This is a genomic window from Klebsiella sp. 141251 (genome assembly GCF_050600725.1).
Lineage (GTDB): Bacteria > Pseudomonadota > Gammaproteobacteria > Enterobacterales > Enterobacteriaceae > Klebsiella > Klebsiella aerogenes.
In genome coordinates, this window is sequence record NZ_JAQIRG010000011.1 from 1 (window position 1) to 19041 (window position 19041).

Below are 19041 nucleotides of genomic sequence, written 5' to 3' on the forward strand. Positions count from 1 at the left end.
GGAGCGGATTTGAACGTTGCGCAGCAACGGCCCGGAGGGTGGCGGGCAGGACGCCCGCCATAAACTGCCAGGCATCAAATAAGAAGAACCCCGTATCGGAAGGTGCGGGGTTTTTTGCTGTGTGGCGTATCGCTCCCCCGGTGCCGGTGGCGCTGCGCTTACCGGGGCGACAGACCGGCGTAGCAACCCGTAGCCCGGAAAAGGTGCGCAGCACCGCCTCCGGGAAAAGCCGCTGCCATAGCAACGTAAACGAAAGGCTCAGTCGGAAGGCCGGGCCTTTTGTTTTGGTGTTTTATGGCCAGACGCGCCGCCGTCTTCCCCGGTGACGCTGCGCTTACCGGGGCTACAGTCCCGTAGCCCGGAAAAGGTGCGCAGCACCGCCTCCGGGAAAAGCCGCTGCCATATCGACGTAAACGAAAGGCTCAGTCGGAAGACCGGGCCTTTTGTTTTGGTGTTTTATGGCCAGACACTCCGCCATCTCCCCCGGTGGCGCTGCGCTTACCGGGGCTACCGCTCCTTCCCCGGGCTACACCGCCTCCGGGGAAACACCCTGCCCAGCCGCCTGGTTCGTTAACATCAGTAATACCTATCGCACTAATAGCTCTCAGTATAATTGTCCTTATTAATTATATGGATTATCTTTCCTGCGTGATGACATCAACGCATCACTTCTCCTGAGGGAGAAAAAAGAAAGCAAATCGCTTATTTCTCATCCTGTTAACTGGTTATAAATTCAATGAAAAAACCGCTAATTGGGATTCTGACATTAGCTTATGGATTGAGCTTGCCTGCATTCGCTGCGGATACCGCTACATTAATCATCTCCGGGCGTGTGGCGACACCTACCTGCAGCACCAATATCATTAATGAAAAAGCTCAACAGCGTTGTGGGCAAAATACTTATCTCATTAACACGCAGAATATGGCAGTCCCTTCTCATGGGGTGGTTACCCAAACGGTGAATTTACCGAATGATGCGAACAGGAAAATAATTATCAGCAGCTACGATTAATCACCCACTTATATTTCCGCGCCATTATATTGCCCAGCGGCGAAATAATGGCGCGCTGCTATCAGCCATAAAAAATCAGCCACTTGTGGACTTGAAAATTTATTCCCGCCGCTTAATACTTCTCCCCCCGCTTATTTCCATGAACGACAGGGTTATCCACTCTTTTTGGGGTTGATGCGATACATCATTAACACTTTGTTAACTTGATCTGGTTTAAGTGACGGTAAATTTGATATACAAATAGGGTAGATTGCCTGTACGGACGCTGCCCGGAATGCCTTGCGATGAATGTTGCAGGTCATCGGCTGGCAATATGAGAATATAAATGAAAATCCTGCTTAACTGGCCGCCGCTGCGCCAGATCGTTACTTACATTCAGGAGCGCTTTACCTTTCTGGTTCTGCTCTGCTGGCCGGCGATTATCTGGCTGTTCTGCCGGGTTGGCGTGTGGCTTACTGATAGCGCCTATCAACTGCTGGGAAAATCGCCTGCCCACTCTTTCACCGTTTATCTTCAGCCATTTATGACGCCGGGCACGTTGCTGCGCATTTCTATCAGCTGGATTGTGCTGTTATTCATCCTTTTCAGTATGGCGATGGCCTTCACCTGGGGTCTACGTCGCTTTATGAATCGTCAAAAATAAGCCATCGGCGCAGCGCCCGGTTCAGGTTTATGCCATCTCACCAATTGTCTTGCGAAAACGCAGCAGCGCAATGGTAAAGAAAGCACTGCCGATAGCGAACAAAATTAAAAACTGCGGCCAGACGATGGCAAAGCTGGCGCCGCGGTACAGTATCGCCTGCGCGAGGCTGACGAAGTGGGTGGTCGGCATGGTCAACATAATGTCCTGAACCAGCTGCGGCATACTCTCCCGTGGCGTGGATCCGCCGGAGAGCATCTGCAGCGGCAGCAGCACCAGGATCATCAGTAGCCCCAGTTGCGGCATAGAACGGGCGAGCGTGCCCATAAAAATGCCGATGGAGGTGGTGGCGAACAGGCTGAGCGCTACCCCCAGCATAAACAGCGGGATCGACCCTTCAATCGGCACCTGCAACACTCCCTGTACCATAAGCAGTAGCGACAGCCCGGAGACAACCAGCACCACCAGACCCATCGACCATATCTTGGCCATCATTATCTCAAACGGCGTTACCGGCATCACCAGCAGGTGCTCAATGGTGCCGTGCTCTCGCTCGCGGATAAGCGCCGAACCGGTGAGGACAATGGCCAGCATGGTGATGTTGTTGATAATCGCCATCACCGCGCCGAAGCGCTCTTGTTCAAGGTTAGGGTTAAAGCGCATCCTCACCGCCAGCTCCACTGGCAGCGTACTGTTGTCGCGATAGCGGGCAACAAAGCTGTTCACTTCACCGCTGATAATATTCTGGATATAGCCGTTGCCGGTAAAGGCCTGGCTCATTCGCGTGGCGTCGACGTTGACCTGCACCTCCGGCTGACGACCGGCTAGCACATCGCGCTGGAAGTTTGGCGGAATATTAATGGCGAATGTGTATCGTCCGGCATCCAGCCCGGCATCCATTTCATCGGCGCTGATCAACTCTGGCGTTAAAAACCATGGCCGATAAAAGCCGTTAATGATCCGCGATGAGAGCTGTGATTTATCCATATCGGCAATAGCGATAGGCGCCAGGTGTAGAGAGCCGGGCATTACCGTGGCCGAGGAGTAAACCGACACGGTAAAAGCAAACACGATCAGCGCCAGCATCGCTTTATCGCCGAGCAGGCTGCGCAGCTCTTTGACGCCGAGGTTATAAATATTGCGTAATCCGCGCATCATCCCTCCTGTTTCTTCAGCAGCAACACGCTCAGCCCGAGCACCAGCGGCACCGCAATCAATAGTGGAATGAACGAAACCCACAAATCACTAATATTCAGCGCCTTGGAGAAGGTACCGCGGGCGATGGTCAGGAAATGGCTGGTCGGGTAGATTTGTCCGATCCAGCGACCTGGCCCCTCCAGCGACGCCACCGGGTCGATCATCCCGGAGAATTGGGTGGCCGGAATCAGCGTAATAATCGCGGTACCGAAAATGGCGGCGATTTGGCTCTTCATAAATGTCGAGATCAGCAATCCCAGCCCGGTGGCGATGGTGACATACAGCAGCGCCGCCAGGGTGAGGGTCAGGAAACTCCCCTTATGCGCGACGCCAAACACGAAGACCGACAGCGCGCACAGCAGAAAGAAGTTAAACATCCCCAACACGATGTAAGGCAGCTGTTTGCCGAGCAGGAATTCGCTGCGGGTGGTCGGCGTCACGTACAGGTTGATGATCGAACCGAGCTCTTTTTCCCGCACCACGCTCAGCGCGCTGAGCATCGCCGGGATCATCATCAGCAGCAGCGGGATCACCGCCGGGACGATGGCCGGCAGGCTCTTCACGTCCGGGTTATAGCGATAGCGGGTCTCGATAGAAATGAGCGAAGTATCACGATTCGGGCTACTTTGCCGCCCGGCCATCTCCTGCAGCCAGGCCAGGTGCATCGCCTGCACGTACCCGCGCACCGTTTCCGCGCGATTTGGCATTGCGCCGTCCACCCACACGCCAATCTGCACCGGCGTACCGCGAGCGATATCGCGGCCAAAGTTCGGCGGAATTTCTATCGCCACCGCTAGCTCGCCGTTACGCATTCGACGATCCAATTCGTCATAACTCTGCAGTGGCGCCTGCTCGATAAAGTAGCGTGAGCCAGCAATGTTCTGCGACCAGTTCTGGCTGCTGATCGTTTGATCGCGGTCGAGGACGGCAAAGCGCAGATCCTCGACATCCATGCTGATCCCATAGCCCATGATAAACATCAGGATCACCGTTCCCAGCAGCGCCAGCGTCGATCGCACCGGATCGCGGCGCAGTTCCAGCGCTTCGCGGCGGCTATAGCTAAACAGGCGGCGCAGGCTGAATGACTGGCGTGGGGACGCGTTCTTGTGGTGTGATGCGACAGCAGGCGGCGCGGGCGTTGTAGAGACAGAAACGGTCGGCTGTGTGGCATCCGCCGCCTCCTGCAGCCAGGCGATAAACGCCTCTTCGAGGCTGGCGGAGCCACGTTGCTCAACCAGCGCCTGCGGCGTATCGCTGGCCAGCACTTTGCCGGCGTGCATCAGCGAGATGCGATCGCAGCGTTCCGCCTCATTCATAAAGTGGGTAGAGATGAAGATGGTGACGCGATCCTGCCGCGCCAGGTCAACCATCAGTTGCCAGAACATATCGCGCGCCACCGGGTCAACACCGGAGGTGGGTTCATCGAGGATCAGCATCTCCGGGCGATGAATTACCGCTACCGCTAATGAAAGTCGCTGGCGGATCCCCAGCGGCAAGTCGGCGGGAAGCGCGTCTTCAACCTCGGTCAACATAAAACGCTCGCTCATTTCAGCGACCCGGCCGGCTATTTCATGATCCGGAATGTGAAACAAGCGGGCGTGCAGCTCCAGGTTTTGCCGTACGCTCAGTTCGCTGTAGAGCGAGAAAGCCTGCGACATATAACCCACTCGCTGGCGGGTGGCGATATCTTTCGGGTCGACCGGTTGGCCAAACAGCCAGGCCTCGCCTTCGCTGGCGGGCAACAGGCCGGTGAGCATCTTCATGGTGGTGGATTTGCCGCAGCCGTTAGAGCCGAGGAAGCCAAAAATTTCGCCACGGGCGATACGAAAGTTAACGTGATCGACGGCGACAAAGTTACCGAAGCGCATGGTCAGGCCGCGCGCTTCAATGGCGATCTCTTCCTCGCTGCCGTCGCGCGTCGGGATGACCACGTCTTTATGCGCCAGGCGCTGCGCTTCCGGCAGCAGGGCGATAAACGCCTGCTCCAGGGTCTGGCTGCCGGTCTGTTTTTTGAGCGCCGCCGCGCTACCGGTCGCCAGTATCTCGCCGGCGTTCATCGCCACCAGCCAGTCGAAGCGCTCGGCCTCTTCCATGTAGGCGGTAGCGACCAGTACGCTCATTTCCGGCTGGCGCTGACGAATGCTGTCTATCAGATCCCAGAACTGCGCGCGGGAGAGCGGGTCGACGCCGGTAGTCGGTTCATCAAGGATGAGTAGCTGCGGGTCGTGGATCAGCGCACAGCACAGCCCAAGCTTTTGTTTCATTCCACCGGAGAGTTTACCGGCAGGGCGATCGCGAAACGGCGCCAGCCCGGTGCTCTGCAGCAGTTCGTTGATGCGTAGTTCACGCTCGGCTTTATCATGACCAAACAGGCGGGCGAAGAAGTCGACGTTTTCATAGACCGATAACGTATGGTAGAGGTTTTTCCCCAGGCCCTGCGGCATCCAGGCGATTTTCGGGCATACCTGCTGGCGGTGATGAACGTCGCGCATATCGCCGCCGAGCACCATCACGTTACCCTGCTCGATGGCCCGCGCCCCGGCGATAAGCGAGAGCAGGCTTGATTTGCCGACCCCGTCCGGGCCAATCAGGCCAACCATACGCCGCGCCGGGATCGCCAGGTTGATATCGCGCAACGCGATGGTGGCGCCAAACTGCTGGCCAACGTTTTCCAGCAGGGCGACGGGGGGCGAAGTATCCTGCGGCGTGAGTTTCATTGCGGCAACCTCACCGTCAGCGCTTCAGGCCAGCTTTTCTGCTTATCCAGTCGTACCCAGGCCATCCCAGGCAGGCCGGTTTTGACATATTCCAGATGCTGTTCCAGCAGCTCTGGCGGAATGCGCGCCTTGACGCGGAACATCAGCTTGAGCCGCTCGTCGCTGGTTTCTACCGTTTTTGGGGTGAATTGCGCGACGCTGGCGACAAAGCTGATATTTGCCGGGATCACTAGATCTGGCGCGGCATCCAGGATCAAGCGCGCTTCACTGCCGAGCGCCAGGAGACCCGCCTGTTCCGTTGGCAGGAAGAAGGTCATATAGACGTCTGCCAGGTCGACCATGTTTAATACCCGCCCCCCGGCGGCCAGCACTTCGCCTGGTTCGGCGACGCGGTACTGGATGCGGCCGTCGCGCGGCGCTTTCAGCTGGCTATCGTCAATATCGGCGAGGATCCGCCGCTCGGTGGCTTCGGCGGCTTCAACGCGGGTTTTAGCCTGGATGATGCTGGTGCGGGCAGCCTCGATGGCGGCGCGGGCGGCGGAGACCTGCGCTTTCGCCGATTCCAGCGCCGCGCGGGCGCTTTCAGCGGCCGCGCGATCGTCATCCAGCTGCTGAGCGGAGACGGCGCCGCGCTGTGAAAGAGTGCTGGAACGGACGTGACGTTTAGCGGTGGAGTCTAGCTCCGCCTGGCGCTGTTTCACCACCGCTTCGGTGGCGCGCATTTCGCTCTGCCGCTGGTCGAGTAACGCGTTGGCGGCGGCAACCGCGCTTTGCGCTTCTTTGATTTGCGCGGCGGCTTCGAGGCGCTGCTCATTGAGCACCCGCGTATCCATCCGCGCCAGTACATCGCCTTTATGGACGAACTGCCCCTCTTTGACCAGAATCGTCTCGATACGCCCGGCAATTTTGGTGGCGATATCGACTTCCGTCGCCTCGATGCGGCCATTACTGGCGGCGAAGCCCGGCGGTAGCCCAGCCGGGCGCAACATCCACCATGCGGCGGCGATGACCACCGCTGCAACTACGATATACCCGGTCCAACGTCGTTTGTTCTTGTCCATACGCGACTCGCTCTGTTCCATATTGCTGAGTGGTGCGCGTTTCGCTATTTCGCCCGGCGGGACGATAAAACAAAAGGGAGATAAGGCCGTCCGGCGCAAAATCCTGTTACGTTGCCAACCGGTGGGGAAGATGTGCTTTTAGAGTGGTCATCATCAGCAATCCTGGCCTTAAATGAAACACGCATATTTATAATCTGGATACTAACATCGGTAGCGTCAAAGTCCATATATAAACTATGGAATTGCGACCCCCTCGCTATAATGACTGAGAAATACGCTATCCCTATGATTTTCTTCGTCTGGTTGACCTGCGGCAACTCATGTATGATCGGCACCCCCGAAATAGACTAACGCCCGGCGAGCGCTTTATTCATGAACGATGAAAGCAAAAAATATATCTCTGTTATTTTTAAGGAGTGGCTACCGCTGTATGACAGCCTGACGCCAGCCGTTAAGGAGGTACTTAAAAATATCGCAGAGGAGCAATCGGAAGCGTTAGCGGCCCGGTTTTATGATTTTATTTTTCAGGATCCGGATATTGCCCGCCACCTGACTTATGATTTAGTTCAGGAAAGACTGAGCCGCTCGCTGGCGCTATGGGTGAAGGAGATCCTGACCAGCGACAAAGCGCAGTTGCCGGCGCTGGCGGAACGGCAATATCAGATTGGCAGCATTCACGCGCGGATCGGTATCCCGGCGGAGGCGGTGCTGCGCGGCGCCCGGCAAATTAAGGCCGGGCTTATTGAGTATATCCGCAGCCACGTTAACGACCGCCAGATTGCCGTCGATGCCATCTATTACGCTATTATGGCGATTAATATGGCCGTTGAGATGATGTGCCATGCCTATACCTTATCGCACTATCGGGCGACCAAAAATGAAGAGGCTTATCGCCTGTATAGTTTGATGGACAATGTCCCGATGGAATATGGCAAACAACAGGCGGCGCTTTCCGGTTGGGAAAATACGGCAATTTTTAATATTGTTAGCGAAAATAAAGCGCATACTAACGCTACGTTATTATCTGAATCGGAATTTGGTCTCTGGTTCCGCCATAAATGCGTACGCTATTTTAACAAAAATAGCCAGATGGACGAAATCGCCGCATTAATTTCTCAGGTCGACGATTTATTAATAGGATGGCGGGCATCCGCCTCTGCCATGGATTATAAAAATACACAAAACCTGATTCAGGGGATCCATATTCATTGCCAGCAAATCGGCAGCCAACTGGGCGTAATTTTTAGCAGCCTGTCGCAGATGCAAAACGGCAAAGATGCATTAACCAGCCTGCTTAACCGCCGCTATTTGCCGGTGGTGCTGAAGCATGAAGTGACGCTGGCGATGGAGCATGAGTTGCCGATGACGGTGGCGATCGTCGACATCGATCATTTCAAAGGCATTAACGATAACTGGGGCCATATGGTGGGCGACCGGGCGATTAAACATGTCGCGGAACTGCTCAGCGACAATATCCGTTCCAGCGACTATATCTTCCGCTACGGCGGGGAAGAGTTTCTGCTGGTGCTGGTGGAGACCGGCGTGTCAGAGGCGTTTACCATCCTCGACCGCCTGCGGAAGAAAATTAGCCAACTGGCGTTTAACGTTGGCGGCGACACGCAGATCCCGATCACCGCCAGCATTGGCTATGCCGTGCACTCCGGCCATCCCGATTACAACCTGCTGTTGCGCGATGCCGATAATGCGCTGTACGCCGCCAAACGCGAGGGACGCAACTGCGTGAAGATGCACAAAGGCAGGGTATAAAACCGAGCCCCGGCAAGCGTAGCGCGACCGGGGCAGGGCTCTGAAGCTCAGAACAGCACCGGCAGCCCCAGCCCGCGCTTCACTTCATGCAGCGTCCGCTGCGTGAGCTGGTGGGCGCGTTCGCTGCCCTGGCGCAACAATTCCAGCAGCATTCCTTTATCCTGACTGTAAGTGGCCCGGCGTTCGCGGATCGGTGCCAGTAGCTCCTGCAAGCAGGTTTCCAGTTCATTCTTACACTGGCGATCGCCCAGCCCGCCGCGCTGATAGTGGGCTTTCATCTCAGCAACCAGCGCCTTATCGCTATGGAAAGCGTCGAGATAGGTGAACACTACGTTGCCGTCGACATGCCCCGGATCGCTGACTCTCAGGTGTGTCGGGTCGGTATACATCGCGCTGACCGCGCGGTGAATCTCCTCTTCACTGGCCGATAACGTCAGCGTATTGCCCAGCGATTTCGACATTTTGGCATTACCGTCGACGCCCGGCAGGCGGCTCACTTCGCTGAGTAGCGCTTTGCAATGGCGCAGTACCGGTTCGCCGGTGAGGCTATTCATTTTGTGGACGATTTCATTGGTCTGCTCAATCATCGGTAGCTGATCGTCGCCCACCGGCACCAGCTCGGCTTTGAAGGCGGTGATATCGGCGGCCTGGCTAATCGGATAGGCGAGAAAGCCAACCGGCAGCGAGCGGGCAAATCCCTTCTGGGCAATCTCATTTTTTACCGTCGGATTACGTTCCACGCGGGCGACGGTGACGATATTCATATACAGCGCGCTGAGCTCCGCCAGCGCGGGCAGAGCGGACTGCAGGCAAATAGTGGTGAGTCTGGGGTCGATGCCGACGGCCAGATAATCGGCCATGACTTCGAGGATATGGTGGCTGATTTTTTGCGGGTTGCTGCCGTTATCGGTGAGCCCTTGCAGGTCGGCGATCAGGATAAACTGCTGGTGGTCGTGCTGCAGCGCGACGCGCTGGCGCAGCGAGCCGACGTAGTGGCCAAGATGTAGTTGGCCGGTCGGGCGGTCGCCGGTGAGGATGGTTTGTGGATGGTTCATCAGGGACTCCTTATCAGACTGTTCAGCCGAAAGACGTCCTGAAAATAACAAAGCCGCCTTCCGGCGGCTTTGAAAATGGAAACGTGTATCGTGCCGCCTGTTATGCAGGCAGCCACCAACGACGGGGGTAGGTAACGATAACGTTTCTGTTCATCTTTTTATCCTGCCACGAAATCACGGCGGGGTAAACCTGTTGCGTACAAAGTATTACTCAGCAATCTGAAATCCTGCTCGTAAGCAGGTTTTGCTGAATTTGGTACCTCTGACTGGGAGGATCACATATGCTGTTCTTCAATTTTCAATTGCTTACGCCATACGCGGTTATGTAACGTCAAGACGATCGACTGGTAAAATGATGATGAATTCATCCACATGATATTCAGGCAGAAAAACATCAAACCTAAAGCAGATGTTATCTGTGGCGTATAATTGTCTACCGTGCCGAATAAAAATGAAAACCAGGAACCGATAAAGTAGATAATGCTAGTTATTCTTGTCATCGTGATAATAATCAGATGTAATTTATATCCGTTTAAAGAGCCTCGAGCAGTCAGTAACGTTGTAGTCATGATAACTACGCAATATACGATCGCTGCAAAAAAAACGCCCATCAGTACTTTGTATTCAGGTATTCCTAACCAGCGAAAGAGTAGCATCCATACATAAACCTGGGGCATCGCGTAGCAAAAGATAGCAAGTATCATGCTGATCGCGATAGGAATACCGGCCATGTGTATACCAGGCGCCGCGCCGAATCGGCTTTTTAACCGATCCTTTAGTTGTTCCAGGTGTTGCAGATCGCTGGTTGCCAGTTTTTTCTTGATGATAGCGCTCAACACGAGGCTCTTCTTAATATATTTCATCATTGTGGAGCAATGGAGCCCAGTGAATGGAAGCGATTGAATTAAGCCAAAAGATACTTCCCTGATTATGTCATATTCTGAGGGGCCTGATGGTGCCCGGAATCGCGCTACCGACAAATGCCGAGGCGATGTCCATGTAAATCACGGCTCTCACCCAGCATGGTGAATGAGCCGGGCAAGGCGTAGCCGCCGCCCGGCAAGATAAACAAACCGTTGTTACATGGTCGAGAAGACGTTCATGATCACGCCGCCGGAGATAATCAGCGCCATGGCGATAATGGCCGCCAGGTCCGGCTTCTGCTTATAGAGGATCATGGAGCAGATAGTCACGCCGACGATACCGAAGCCGCACCACAGCGAGTAGGCTACGCCCACCGGAATGGTGCTCATCGCGCGGGTGAGGGCGAAGTAGCACAGGCCGTAGGCGCAGACCACCAGCACTGAAGGCGCCAGCTTGCTGAAGCCGTTGGTCTTTTTGATCATCGAGGTGCCGGTGATTTCGGAGCCGATAGACAGCGCCAGCCATAAAAATCCGAGATTAAACATAGGGTATTCCTTTCCTGTTAGTTGGCGATTTTCTTATCCATGGAGGCGACTGGCGTGACGGGTGCTGCCTCTTCGCTCTCTTCGGAACCCATTTTCGAGAACAGGTTCATGATAACGATGCCGCTGGCGATCACCGCCATGCCGATGATGGCGGCGGTATCCGGGTGCTGGCCGTAGAATGCCATTCCCAGCGTCGAGACCACCAGGATACCGGTGCCGGACCAGGTGGCGTATGCCAGGCCGACCGGGATATCTTTCACCGCCCTTGAGAGCGAGTAATAGCAGGTGCAGTAGAGCGCAATCAGCAGGCCGAGCAGCAGCATTTTTGTGCTGCCTTCGCTGCTACCGAACATTTTTAACGTCGAGGTTGCCGAGGTTTCTGAGAGGATAACCAGCAGCATCCATAACCAGCATTTTGTTTTCGAAGACATCGTTAAGCTCCAGGTTCATAGTTGGGTAAGGTCATATCTTTCTGTTTTTTAAATAATCAATGGCCGCATCGGTCAGCTGCGCGTGCGGGGCCGCCGCCAGCGCCGGATTATTCACCACGTCTGTGACGGTGAGATAACGGCGCGGTTCGCTGCTGGTGGCGGCAGGCGCGGTGGGCGCGTCCAGCGTCGCCAGCAGCTCATTCATCGTGCCGAGGAAGACGCCGCAGGCTTCCAGACGAGCCAGCGTGGCCAGCAGATGCCCGGTATAGGCGCTGTCGGCCTGCGCGCCGCGTAGCTGGTTGAGTTCGCTAAGCGGATCGCAGTGATAGCGCAGCGCCAGCACGGGAATACCCTTCAGCAGCGCCTCGTGCGCGCAGCGGGCGAGCGGGCTGCTGCGCGTGCCGTTCAGCAGGTCTGAAGCCAGCGGGTAATCGAGAAACGGCAGCAGTACCGCCCGCCACGGCGCTGACGGCAGGGCATCCTGCCAGGTCGATGACGGGATAATCTCGCCCACCTCTCGCCACGCGGCGGCGTCGGCGAGACCATCCTCCAGCGCGAGGCGCAGCGGGTAGCCGCAGCTTGCCAGGCGCTGGCGGATTGCCGCGCGGTAGCCGTCAGCGGCGGTCACCATCACCAGTACCGGCGGTTGCAGGCGCTGTAAAATCCGCGCGACTAAACCTTCAATCTGTTCGTCGGTCATGGCGAGCCTCCGTTAGCCGATGAGCGTCACCTGCGCGCCGTTTTTCAACCCGGCGGCATTGGCTTCTTCGGTGTCAATGTGAAACTCCAGCGCGAAGTCATCGCGCACCCGCACCACCACTTCATCGAAAGTTAGCTGGCGCTCGCCGTTGCTGCGCACGCTGACCTTCTGGCCATTGCTAACGTTGAGTCGGCGCGCGTCCTGCGGCGACATATGAATATGGCGCCAGGCGCAGATCACCTGCGAATGGAGTTCAACGTGGCCTGCGGGGCCAATCAGCAGCGCGCTGCCGGCATTCTCCAGCTGGCCGGACTCACGAACAGGCGCCTTAATGCCCAGCGTGAAGCAGTCGGCGCGCGACACTTCCAGCTGCGATAGCGGGCGGGTTGGCCCCAGCACGCGGACGTTGGTCAGCGAGCCCTTCGGCCCGACAACGGTCACGCACTCCTGGGCGGCGAACTGCCCCGGCTGGCGCAGCGGTTTGAACGGCGTCAGGCTGTAGCCTTTGCCGAATAGTGCCTCGACGTCCTGTTGCGCGAGATGGACGTGGCGGTTGGAGATCCCCACCGGGATCGCCGGCGCCGTTGCGCTCAGGCGAACGGTGATTTTTTCGCGAAGCAAGGTGTCGATCATGACTTCTTCCCTTTCTTCAGCGCCGGATGCTTATCTTCCGCTTCGTTCGGGGCGGCAGGCGGAACGATGGGTTCCGGGGCGGCGATAACCACAGGTTCGGCCGCTTTTTTCGCAGGCGGCGGGTTGCCTTTGAGGTTGCTTAACGCTTCAACCACGCAGCGCTCCGGGCGGGCAATGACCAGCGACTTCACGGTGTGCTCGGCGCCAGCCACCGCCACGCCGCGCTCGATAGCGGTGTGGATGGCGCTGATTTCCCCTTCAAAGCAGACGCTCACCAGCCCGGAGCCTGGTTTGCGATAGCCAATGCAGGTCACTCCCGCAGCTTTACAGGCGGCGTCGACGGCCTGAATGGCGGCGACCCATCCTCGCGTTTCAATTACGCCTAAACTTTTCATGGTCGGCTCCTGTTAATGGCGGACTAAGCGAATATCAAAATCAAATTGCTGGAAGAAGGTTTCCAGCCGGTCCAGTTCGTCCGGTGAATAAGACGGGTCCTGGGTAATCGGGTAGGGCATATCCAGGCGTTCGTATTTTTTGCGCCCCAACTGGTGGTACGGCAGCATGTCGATGCGGCGGATATTCCCGCGCTTCGCCAGCTTCTGTACGTAATCAATCGCGCCGGTAATGGCGTCGAATGAGTCGTTGTAGCCGCGAATGAGCGGCATGCGCACAATCACATTGGCGCCGGAATCCACCAGCCATTCGAGATTGCGGCGGATCCCTTCGTTGCCGATGCCGAGCATCGCCTTGTGGTGTTCGCTGTTAATCTGCTTTATGTCGAACAAGAAGGTGTCGGTGACCGGCGCCAGCTTCTGGTAGTTGGCAAGCGGAGTGGTGCCCTGGGTTTCGACGGCGGTGTTAATCATCATCTTTTTGCATTCGCTAAATAAGGCGACGGCAAAATCGGTCTGCAGACTCATCTCACCGCCGCCGATGGTCACGCCGCCGCCGGAAGAGATGTAGAAGTCGTAGTCCTGCATGATGATCTCCATCAGCTCGCTGACGGTGACGTCCTTGCCCATAATATCCAGCGCGTTCTGGGTGCAAATCTCTTCGCATTTGCGACAGCCAATGCAGTCTTTGTTGCGGTCGACGAAGTGCTTCATTTCGCCGTTTTCTTCCGCCCGATAATGAATACCCGCCGGACAGACGCTGACGCAGTCGCCGCAGTTAATGCATTTGTCGTGCGAGAACATCACCTGGAACTGGCTGCTCAGCCCTTCCGGGTTGGCGCACCACGGGCAGCGAATGTTGCAGCCCTTAAAAAACACCAGCGTGCGAATGCCATCGCCGTCATAGATCGAATATTTCTGGATATTGAAAATTCGGCCCGTTAATTCTTGTTTTGCGATCACGCTTGCCTCCCGCTCCGTCCCGTTACGGGACGGAGAACTTCCGGTTATTTCTCAAATACAGCTCATTTAATTCTCTTTAAGAGAACTAGAACTTCTCAATCACCGTACGGCTGATGATCTCGTCCTGGACCTCTTTGCACAGCTCAACGAAGTAGGCGCTGTAGCCGGCGACGCGAACGATCAGGTCGCGGTATTTCTCCGGCTCCTGCTGCGCCTTCTTCAGCACTTCGTTATCGACGTAGCTGAACTGCATCTGGCCGTTGCCAAGAATCGAGGCGGTACGCAGCAAGGTAATCAAGCCGTGGCGACCTTCAGGGGTATCCAGTAGCCCTTTGAGGAACTTGAAGTTGTGCACCATGCCGATGTTCATGGTTTCCACGTTCATCTTGCTGACCGACTTGATAATCGCCGTCGGGCCTTGTTTATCCGCGCCCTGAGTCGGGCTGATGCCGTCGGAGAGCGGCATCCACGCCAGGCGGCCGTTAGGCGTGGCGTTGGTCAGCTCGCCGATTGGCGTATTGTTGGAGATAGACAGGGTGCCGTGGCTCAGGGTCGAGTAGAGCATTTTGTATTTACGGCACTCTTTCTCGGTCCATTCGGTAATATCCAGCGCGTACTGGTCGACGTAGTTATCGTCGTTACCGTATTTCGGCGCGTTCAGGCAGTCGCGGCGCAGCGCTTCGTAACCTTCAAAGTTGGCCAGCAGCGCATCGCGGATCTGCTCAAGGGTGTATTTCTTCTCTTCGAACACCAGCTTGCGGATCGCTGCCATCGAGTCGACGTAGGTCGCCAGGCCGGAGAAAATCAGCCCCGGACCGTGATTGACCATCGCGCCGCCTGCGGCGACATCTTTGCCGCTCTCCATGCAGCCTTCGACCAGCAGCGACATCAGCGGCTTCGGCGCCACATCGCGGTGGACGCGCTGGCTGATGACGGTGCCGATGGCCGACAGGCGCACGATGTGGGCGATCTGCTGTTTCACCGCCGCGTCGAAATCTTCGAAGGTGCGCAGGTCGCGCAGGTCGCCGGTATCCAGCCCCTGATAGCTATCGAACAGCACCATCCGCCCGCGGTTGAGCACGAATTCGATAGCGATAGGCCACTGGGTGTAGCCGGTGGAGGTCCACTGGTAGATGCGCCCGGATTTTTGCGGCTCAACGCAGCCCATCAGGCAGTAGTCGCGGGCGTCTTCAAAATCGAAGCCTTTGCGCAGCATCATCTTGATGTGGGAGTCATCAAAGTGGCAGGCCGGGAAGCCCATCCCTGCTTTCACCACGTCGACGATTTTTTCCATGTATTTCTGCGGCGACTGGTTGTGGATACGGCAGGCCAGCGACGGCTGATAAACCTTCACAAAGCGCACCGCGTCCATAATCAGGTAGGTCAGATCGTTACAGGCATCGCCGCCGCTACGTTTCTGGCCGCCAACGGTGAGGTTGATAAACGGCTGATAACCTGCGAAATATTTCGCTCCCAGCTCGCTCGACATCCACATCAGTTCGGCACATTTGATGATGAACGCCTGCAGCAGCTCCAGCGCGCTGTCGTGGGTCAGGCGGCCTTCGCGGATATCGGCTTCGAACATCGGGTAGCAGTACTGGTCGACGCGCCCCAGCGACAGCCCGGTCTGGTTCTCTTCGATTTCAAACAGTGACTCGACGGTCCAGATACTCTGCAGCGCTTCCTGCAGGGTCTTCGGCGGATTGGCCGGCACGTTTTCGTTGACGTCGGCGATGGTCAGCAGTTCGGCGCGGCGCTGGGCGTTTTGCTCTTTAGCCGCCAGTTCGCGGGCGTGGGCGGCGATGCGGCGGGCGTAGTTGACCACCCCTTCACAGGTTTCAATCGCCGCTTTGTAGTAGTAGATACGGTCGATATCTTCCGGGTTTTCCATGCTAAGGCCGGCCAGATGCGCCTCAGCATCGGCTTTAATGCCGTTCATCCCTTTGGTGAACAGCAGCACGTCGTAGCCCGGACAGGTATCGCCGCCGCCGTTAATCTGGTGATAGGAGAGGTCGCTGACGAAGGTCTCGCCGCTGAAGGCCCAGACGCCGGCCTCACGGTATTGCGCTTCGCAAATCTCATCCAGCGAACGGCCTTCCCAGAACGGGACGATCTCTTCGCGAATGGTTTTTTTATCCGCTTCGCTGATTTCAAACGGATCCTGCGGGCGGGTGCTCATGGTGTCGAGCTCATCGCGCACCCAGCGCCAGGCGATATCCGGCGAGAAGGCGCCCGCGCGCGGCTTGCCGCACGGATGGCCGACGATCAGCTCATCGTCCTGAATCAGAATCGGCGCGGTTTCGCAGGCGTGGCGGAAAGCTTTGGCGCGCAGCAGAATGGTCGGCATGCCAGGGTTGGCTTTGACCACTTCGGTAAAGGCCAGCGCGCGGTAGATAGAGACGCTCGGGCGTACCGTCAGGTAGTGGTTACGCAGGCGCTGCATACGCGGAGTTAAGCCTTCCATCGCCGGCGTGTCGGCACAGGCGGCGAAAGGCGCGTGGCTGACCTGTTGCGCGCCGCTAAACAGACGTACCGGCAGATTCAGCGTGCTGAGGTTGCGCTGGGCGCTGATAAACATCGCCGAGAGTTCGTTCACTTCGGCGTTATCAAAAGAGGCGCCGTGCAGCATGGCGTCGAGCATCGGATAGCCGTCAATGGCGCAGGCGGCGCGGACTTCGCTCAGTTCAGCCAGCTTGAACCACAGGCACTCCACGATTTCATACGCCTGCTGGGTATTCAACGCGCCGCTGTTGATATCGCGCTGGAAGTAAGGCAGTAGCGCTTTATCCGCCCCGTGCGGGTTAACCGCATAGCTGCCGTTATCCAGCTGTAGCGCCAGCTGGAACAGATAGAATGCCTGGCAGGCTTCTTTGAAATTACGCGCCGGATGGGCCGGAACGTGGTGCAGAATGGCCGCGCTATCGAGCAGCTCGGCTTTGCGATAAGCATTGGTTTCCGCGGCCGCCAGCTGCTCGGCGCTGTTGGCCAGATTTTGCGCCAGCGCTAACAGTGCGTCGCAGGCGTAGATGGCGGCGCGGCAGCCGTTGACTTCATCCATACCGCTGCGGCTAACGGCGCTACCGAGGGCGCGGGTTTTCTCTTCCAACTGGTGCTTAATCGCCAGCACGCCTTTTTCGACGACCAGGTTGTAGTCCGGTGAATCGAGATCGCTGTTGAGGTTGAGGAACTGGAATACGGATGGCCGATGCGCGGCGCTTTCATCATGGAAAATCGCCCCGTGCGGTTTACGGGTCTGGTTACCGACGATCAGCTCATCGGCGCTGATGGTCAGCGGCAGCTGGCGCATCAGTTCATAGAAACGGCGAGCCGGTTTGACGGCGGCGGGGATCCCGGCGATATCGCCATCCAGCGCGCTCAGTACCGCGGCGTGCTCGGTGCACAGGGTGCTTGCCTGTGAGAGTAAACGGTCTGCCAGCACTTTGACGCGCGGCGTTAAGCTGTAGTGTGCCATGTAGTATTCTCCAGATGTTCTTTTTCCGCGGCTGATGACAACCCGGTTGTGGATACAGTGTCCGTATTCCTGCCGGGTGGCGGCTGACGCCTTACCCGGCCTACAAATAACTCAGCGATCACCCGGTTATTTGTTACCCGTAGGCCCGTGCAAGCGGAGCGCCGTCGGGCGATTCCAGGCAACCGGACCAGGCCCGGCGATAAAGCTCGGTTAACGCGTTAACGTCCGGCGCGCGTGGGTTGGTTGGGGTACAGCTGTCGCGCAGCGCCTGGCCGACCATCTCCGGCAGGCGGCGTTCGAATTCAGCCGCCTCAATACCGGTGTCGCTAATGCCGGAGGGCATGCTCATCTCTTCTTTTAAAGCCTGAATGGCGACCAGCAGGCTGGCGACGCCCTGGCGCGGCGAGGCGGCTGGCAGATCCAGCAGATGCGCCAGACGGGCATATTTCGTTGCCGCAAGGGTGTCGCACTGGCCGTTGAAATCGGCGTTCCAGGCGACGACTTCCGCCATCAACAGGGCGTTGGCGCGGCCATGGGGTACGCGGAAGACGCCGCCGAGGGCGTGGGCCAGGCTGTGGGTTATCCCAAGCGAGGCGTTGGTGAAGGCCATCCCCGCCATGCAGGAGGCGTTATGCATCTTTTCGCGCGCCTGCAGGTTGTCGCCGCTGCGCCAGCAGGTCGGCAGATAGCGGAATACCTGCTGCACCACTTTCTCCGCCAGCGCATCGGAAAAGTCGCTGGCGGCGCGAGAAACGTAGGCTTCCAGAGCGTGACACAGTACGTCCATGCCGGTGTCGGCGGTAATTGCCGGCGGCACCGAAGCCACCAGCGCCGGGTCAAGAATGGCGATATCCGGTAGCAGCGACGCATCCACCAGCACCAGCTTCTCCGCATTGGCTTTCACCACCGAAAAGGCGGTGACTTCCGAGCCGGTGCCGCTGGTGGTGGGGATGGCGACGAAGCACGGACGGGGACGGTTGCCCTGCGGACGGGTCTGCGCCAGGGAGAAAATAACCGCTTTGGCGGCATCGATTACCGAACCGCCGCCGAGCGCGATAACCAGATCCGGATAGTGGTTATCCATCAGCTTCATGCCGCGCACCACGGTGGCGATATCCGGATCCGCCACTACGTCGTCCCACATCTGCCAGGCGATCCCGCGCTGGCGCAACAGGGCGGTGACGCGCTCGGCGAGGCCAAACTTCACCATCGCTTTATCGGTCACCAGCAGCACGCTGCGGGCGGAAAGTTCGTTCAGCACCGAGAGGGCGTCCTGACCGAAGCAAATCCGCGGTTTCAGTAAAAATTCACTCATTGGGCTATTCACTCCTGTTAGGCGTCCCGAAACACGTTCTCGACAATGGCGACCACCGACATCGCTTTGTAGCGGTCTTTATTGAGCGCGAAGTACTCTTCCGCCAGCACGATGTCGTGCATGCCGGCGCCGACGTTATCGACGGCGACCCAGGTCTGGTCTTTCATCGGCTGCTGTTTGTCATCTAAGCGGGTGATCAACAGCAGGTTGCTGCCGCGTAGCTCATCGCATTTTTGCGTGGCGACGACATGGCCGGTTACCTTTGCGAGAATCATCG

The 19041-nt window shown here is 57.4% G+C and carries 17 protein-coding genes; 3 read left to right on the forward strand and 14 right to left on the reverse strand.

Annotated features, from left to right (window positions below):
• The first annotated feature begins 736 nt into the window (after positions 1 to 736).
• Together PGR09_RS21055 and PGR09_RS21060 are read left to right on the forward strand one after the other, a co-directional pair.
• A complete protein-coding gene (locus PGR09_RS21055) occupies positions 737 to 1012 on the forward strand; it encodes a DUF2574 family protein (RefSeq protein ID WP_315712463.1) in 276 nt (91 codons plus the stop codon).
• A 325-nt stretch (positions 1013 to 1337) separates the two neighbouring features.
• On the forward strand, positions 1338 to 1655 hold the full coding sequence (locus PGR09_RS21060; protein WP_020079735.1) for a hypothetical protein: 318 nt from the start codon (positions 1338 to 1340) through the stop codon (positions 1653 to 1655).
• Between the two features lie 27 nt (positions 1656 to 1682).
• Here the strand turns inward: PGR09_RS21060 and PGR09_RS21065 are convergent, their stop codons facing one another.
• From PGR09_RS21065 to PGR09_RS21075, 3 genes are read right to left on the reverse strand one after another with little or no spacing between them, the layout of a single operon-like run.
• On the reverse strand, positions 1683 to 2807 hold the full coding sequence (locus PGR09_RS21065; protein ID WP_315712896.1) for an ABC transporter permease: 1125 nt from the start codon (positions 2805 to 2807) through the stop codon (positions 1683 to 1685).
• Positions 2807 to 5566, reverse strand: coding sequence for a ribosome-associated ATPase/putative transporter RbbA (rbbA, locus tag PGR09_RS21070; RefSeq protein ID WP_430916485.1), 2760 nt, complete (start codon positions 5564 to 5566; stop codon positions 2807 to 2809). The genes PGR09_RS21065 and rbbA overlap by 1 nt, the downstream gene beginning before the upstream one ends.
• The gene (locus PGR09_RS21075) at positions 5563 to 6627 is read right to left on the reverse strand and encodes an HlyD family secretion protein (RefSeq protein WP_045395428.1); all 1065 of its coding nucleotides are present in this window, start codon (positions 6625 to 6627) and stop codon (positions 5563 to 5565) included. Before PGR09_RS21075 ends, rbbA begins: the two co-directional genes overlap by 4 nt.
• Positions 6628 to 6999: 372 nt before the next feature.
• Here PGR09_RS21075 and PGR09_RS21080 point away from each other — a divergent pair, with 372 nt between their 5' ends.
• The gene (locus PGR09_RS21080; RefSeq protein ID WP_045395430.1) at positions 7000 to 8394 is read left to right on the forward strand and encodes a diguanylate cyclase; all 1395 of its coding nucleotides are present in this window, start codon (positions 7000 to 7002) and stop codon (positions 8392 to 8394) included.
• 47 nt (positions 8395 to 8441) lie between these two features.
• Here PGR09_RS21080 and trpS read toward each other — a convergent pair whose 3' ends face one another.
• The 11 genes from trpS to PGR09_RS21135 all read right to left on the reverse strand — a co-directional run bounded on the left by trpS (position 8442) and on the right by PGR09_RS21135 (position 19039).
• Positions 8442 to 9449 (reverse strand): tryptophan--tRNA ligase, encoded by a 1008-nt coding sequence (gene trpS / locus PGR09_RS21085; protein ID WP_045395432.1) that lies wholly within the window; start codon positions 9447 to 9449, stop codon positions 8442 to 8444.
• Between the two features lie 275 nt (positions 9450 to 9724).
• A complete protein-coding gene (locus PGR09_RS21090) occupies positions 9725 to 10288 on the reverse strand; it encodes a hypothetical protein (protein WP_430916486.1) in 564 nt (187 codons plus the stop codon).
• A 240-nt stretch (positions 10289 to 10528) separates the two neighbouring features.
• Positions 10529 to 10858, reverse strand: coding sequence for a DMT family transporter (locus PGR09_RS21095; protein WP_004204123.1), 330 nt, complete (start codon positions 10856 to 10858; stop codon positions 10529 to 10531).
• A 17-nt stretch (positions 10859 to 10875) separates the two neighbouring features.
• On the reverse strand, positions 10876 to 11289 hold the full coding sequence (locus PGR09_RS21100; protein WP_047043812.1) for a DMT family transporter: 414 nt from the start codon (positions 11287 to 11289) through the stop codon (positions 10876 to 10878).
• A gap of 31 nt (positions 11290 to 11320) precedes the next feature.
• The gene (locus PGR09_RS21105; protein WP_047043814.1) at positions 11321 to 11989 is read right to left on the reverse strand and encodes a hypothetical protein; all 669 of its coding nucleotides are present in this window, start codon (positions 11987 to 11989) and stop codon (positions 11321 to 11323) included.
• A gap of 12 nt (positions 11990 to 12001) precedes the next feature.
• Positions 12002 to 12622, reverse strand: coding sequence for a phosphate propanoyltransferase (locus PGR09_RS21110; protein WP_047043816.1), 621 nt, complete (start codon positions 12620 to 12622; stop codon positions 12002 to 12004).
• Positions 12619 to 13017 carry a BMC domain-containing protein gene (locus PGR09_RS21115; RefSeq protein WP_045395442.1) on the reverse strand — a complete coding sequence of 133 codons (399 nt, stop codon included), beginning with the start codon at positions 13015 to 13017 and terminating at the stop codon, positions 12619 to 12621. Before PGR09_RS21115 ends, PGR09_RS21110 begins: the two co-directional genes overlap by 4 nt.
• Positions 13018 to 13029: 12 nt before the next feature.
• Positions 13030 to 13977, reverse strand: a complete 948-nt coding sequence (gene cutD / locus PGR09_RS21120) for a choline TMA-lyase-activating enzyme (RefSeq protein WP_045395444.1) — start codon at positions 13975 to 13977, stop codon at positions 13030 to 13032.
• Positions 13978 to 14062: 85 nt separating this feature from the next.
• Positions 14063 to 17449, reverse strand: coding sequence for a choline trimethylamine-lyase (cutC, locus tag PGR09_RS21125; protein WP_430916487.1), 3387 nt, complete (start codon positions 17447 to 17449; stop codon positions 14063 to 14065).
• 133 nt (positions 17450 to 17582) lie between these two features.
• The gene (locus PGR09_RS21130) at positions 17583 to 18764 is read right to left on the reverse strand and encodes a 1-propanol dehydrogenase PduQ (RefSeq protein ID WP_430916488.1); all 1182 of its coding nucleotides are present in this window, start codon (positions 18762 to 18764) and stop codon (positions 17583 to 17585) included.
• Positions 18765 to 18781: 17 nt separating this feature from the next.
• Positions 18782 to 19039, reverse strand: coding sequence for a EutN/CcmL family microcompartment protein (locus tag PGR09_RS21135; protein ID WP_015368471.1), 258 nt, complete (start codon positions 19037 to 19039; stop codon positions 18782 to 18784).
• Positions 19040 to 19041: the final 2 nt, after the last annotated feature.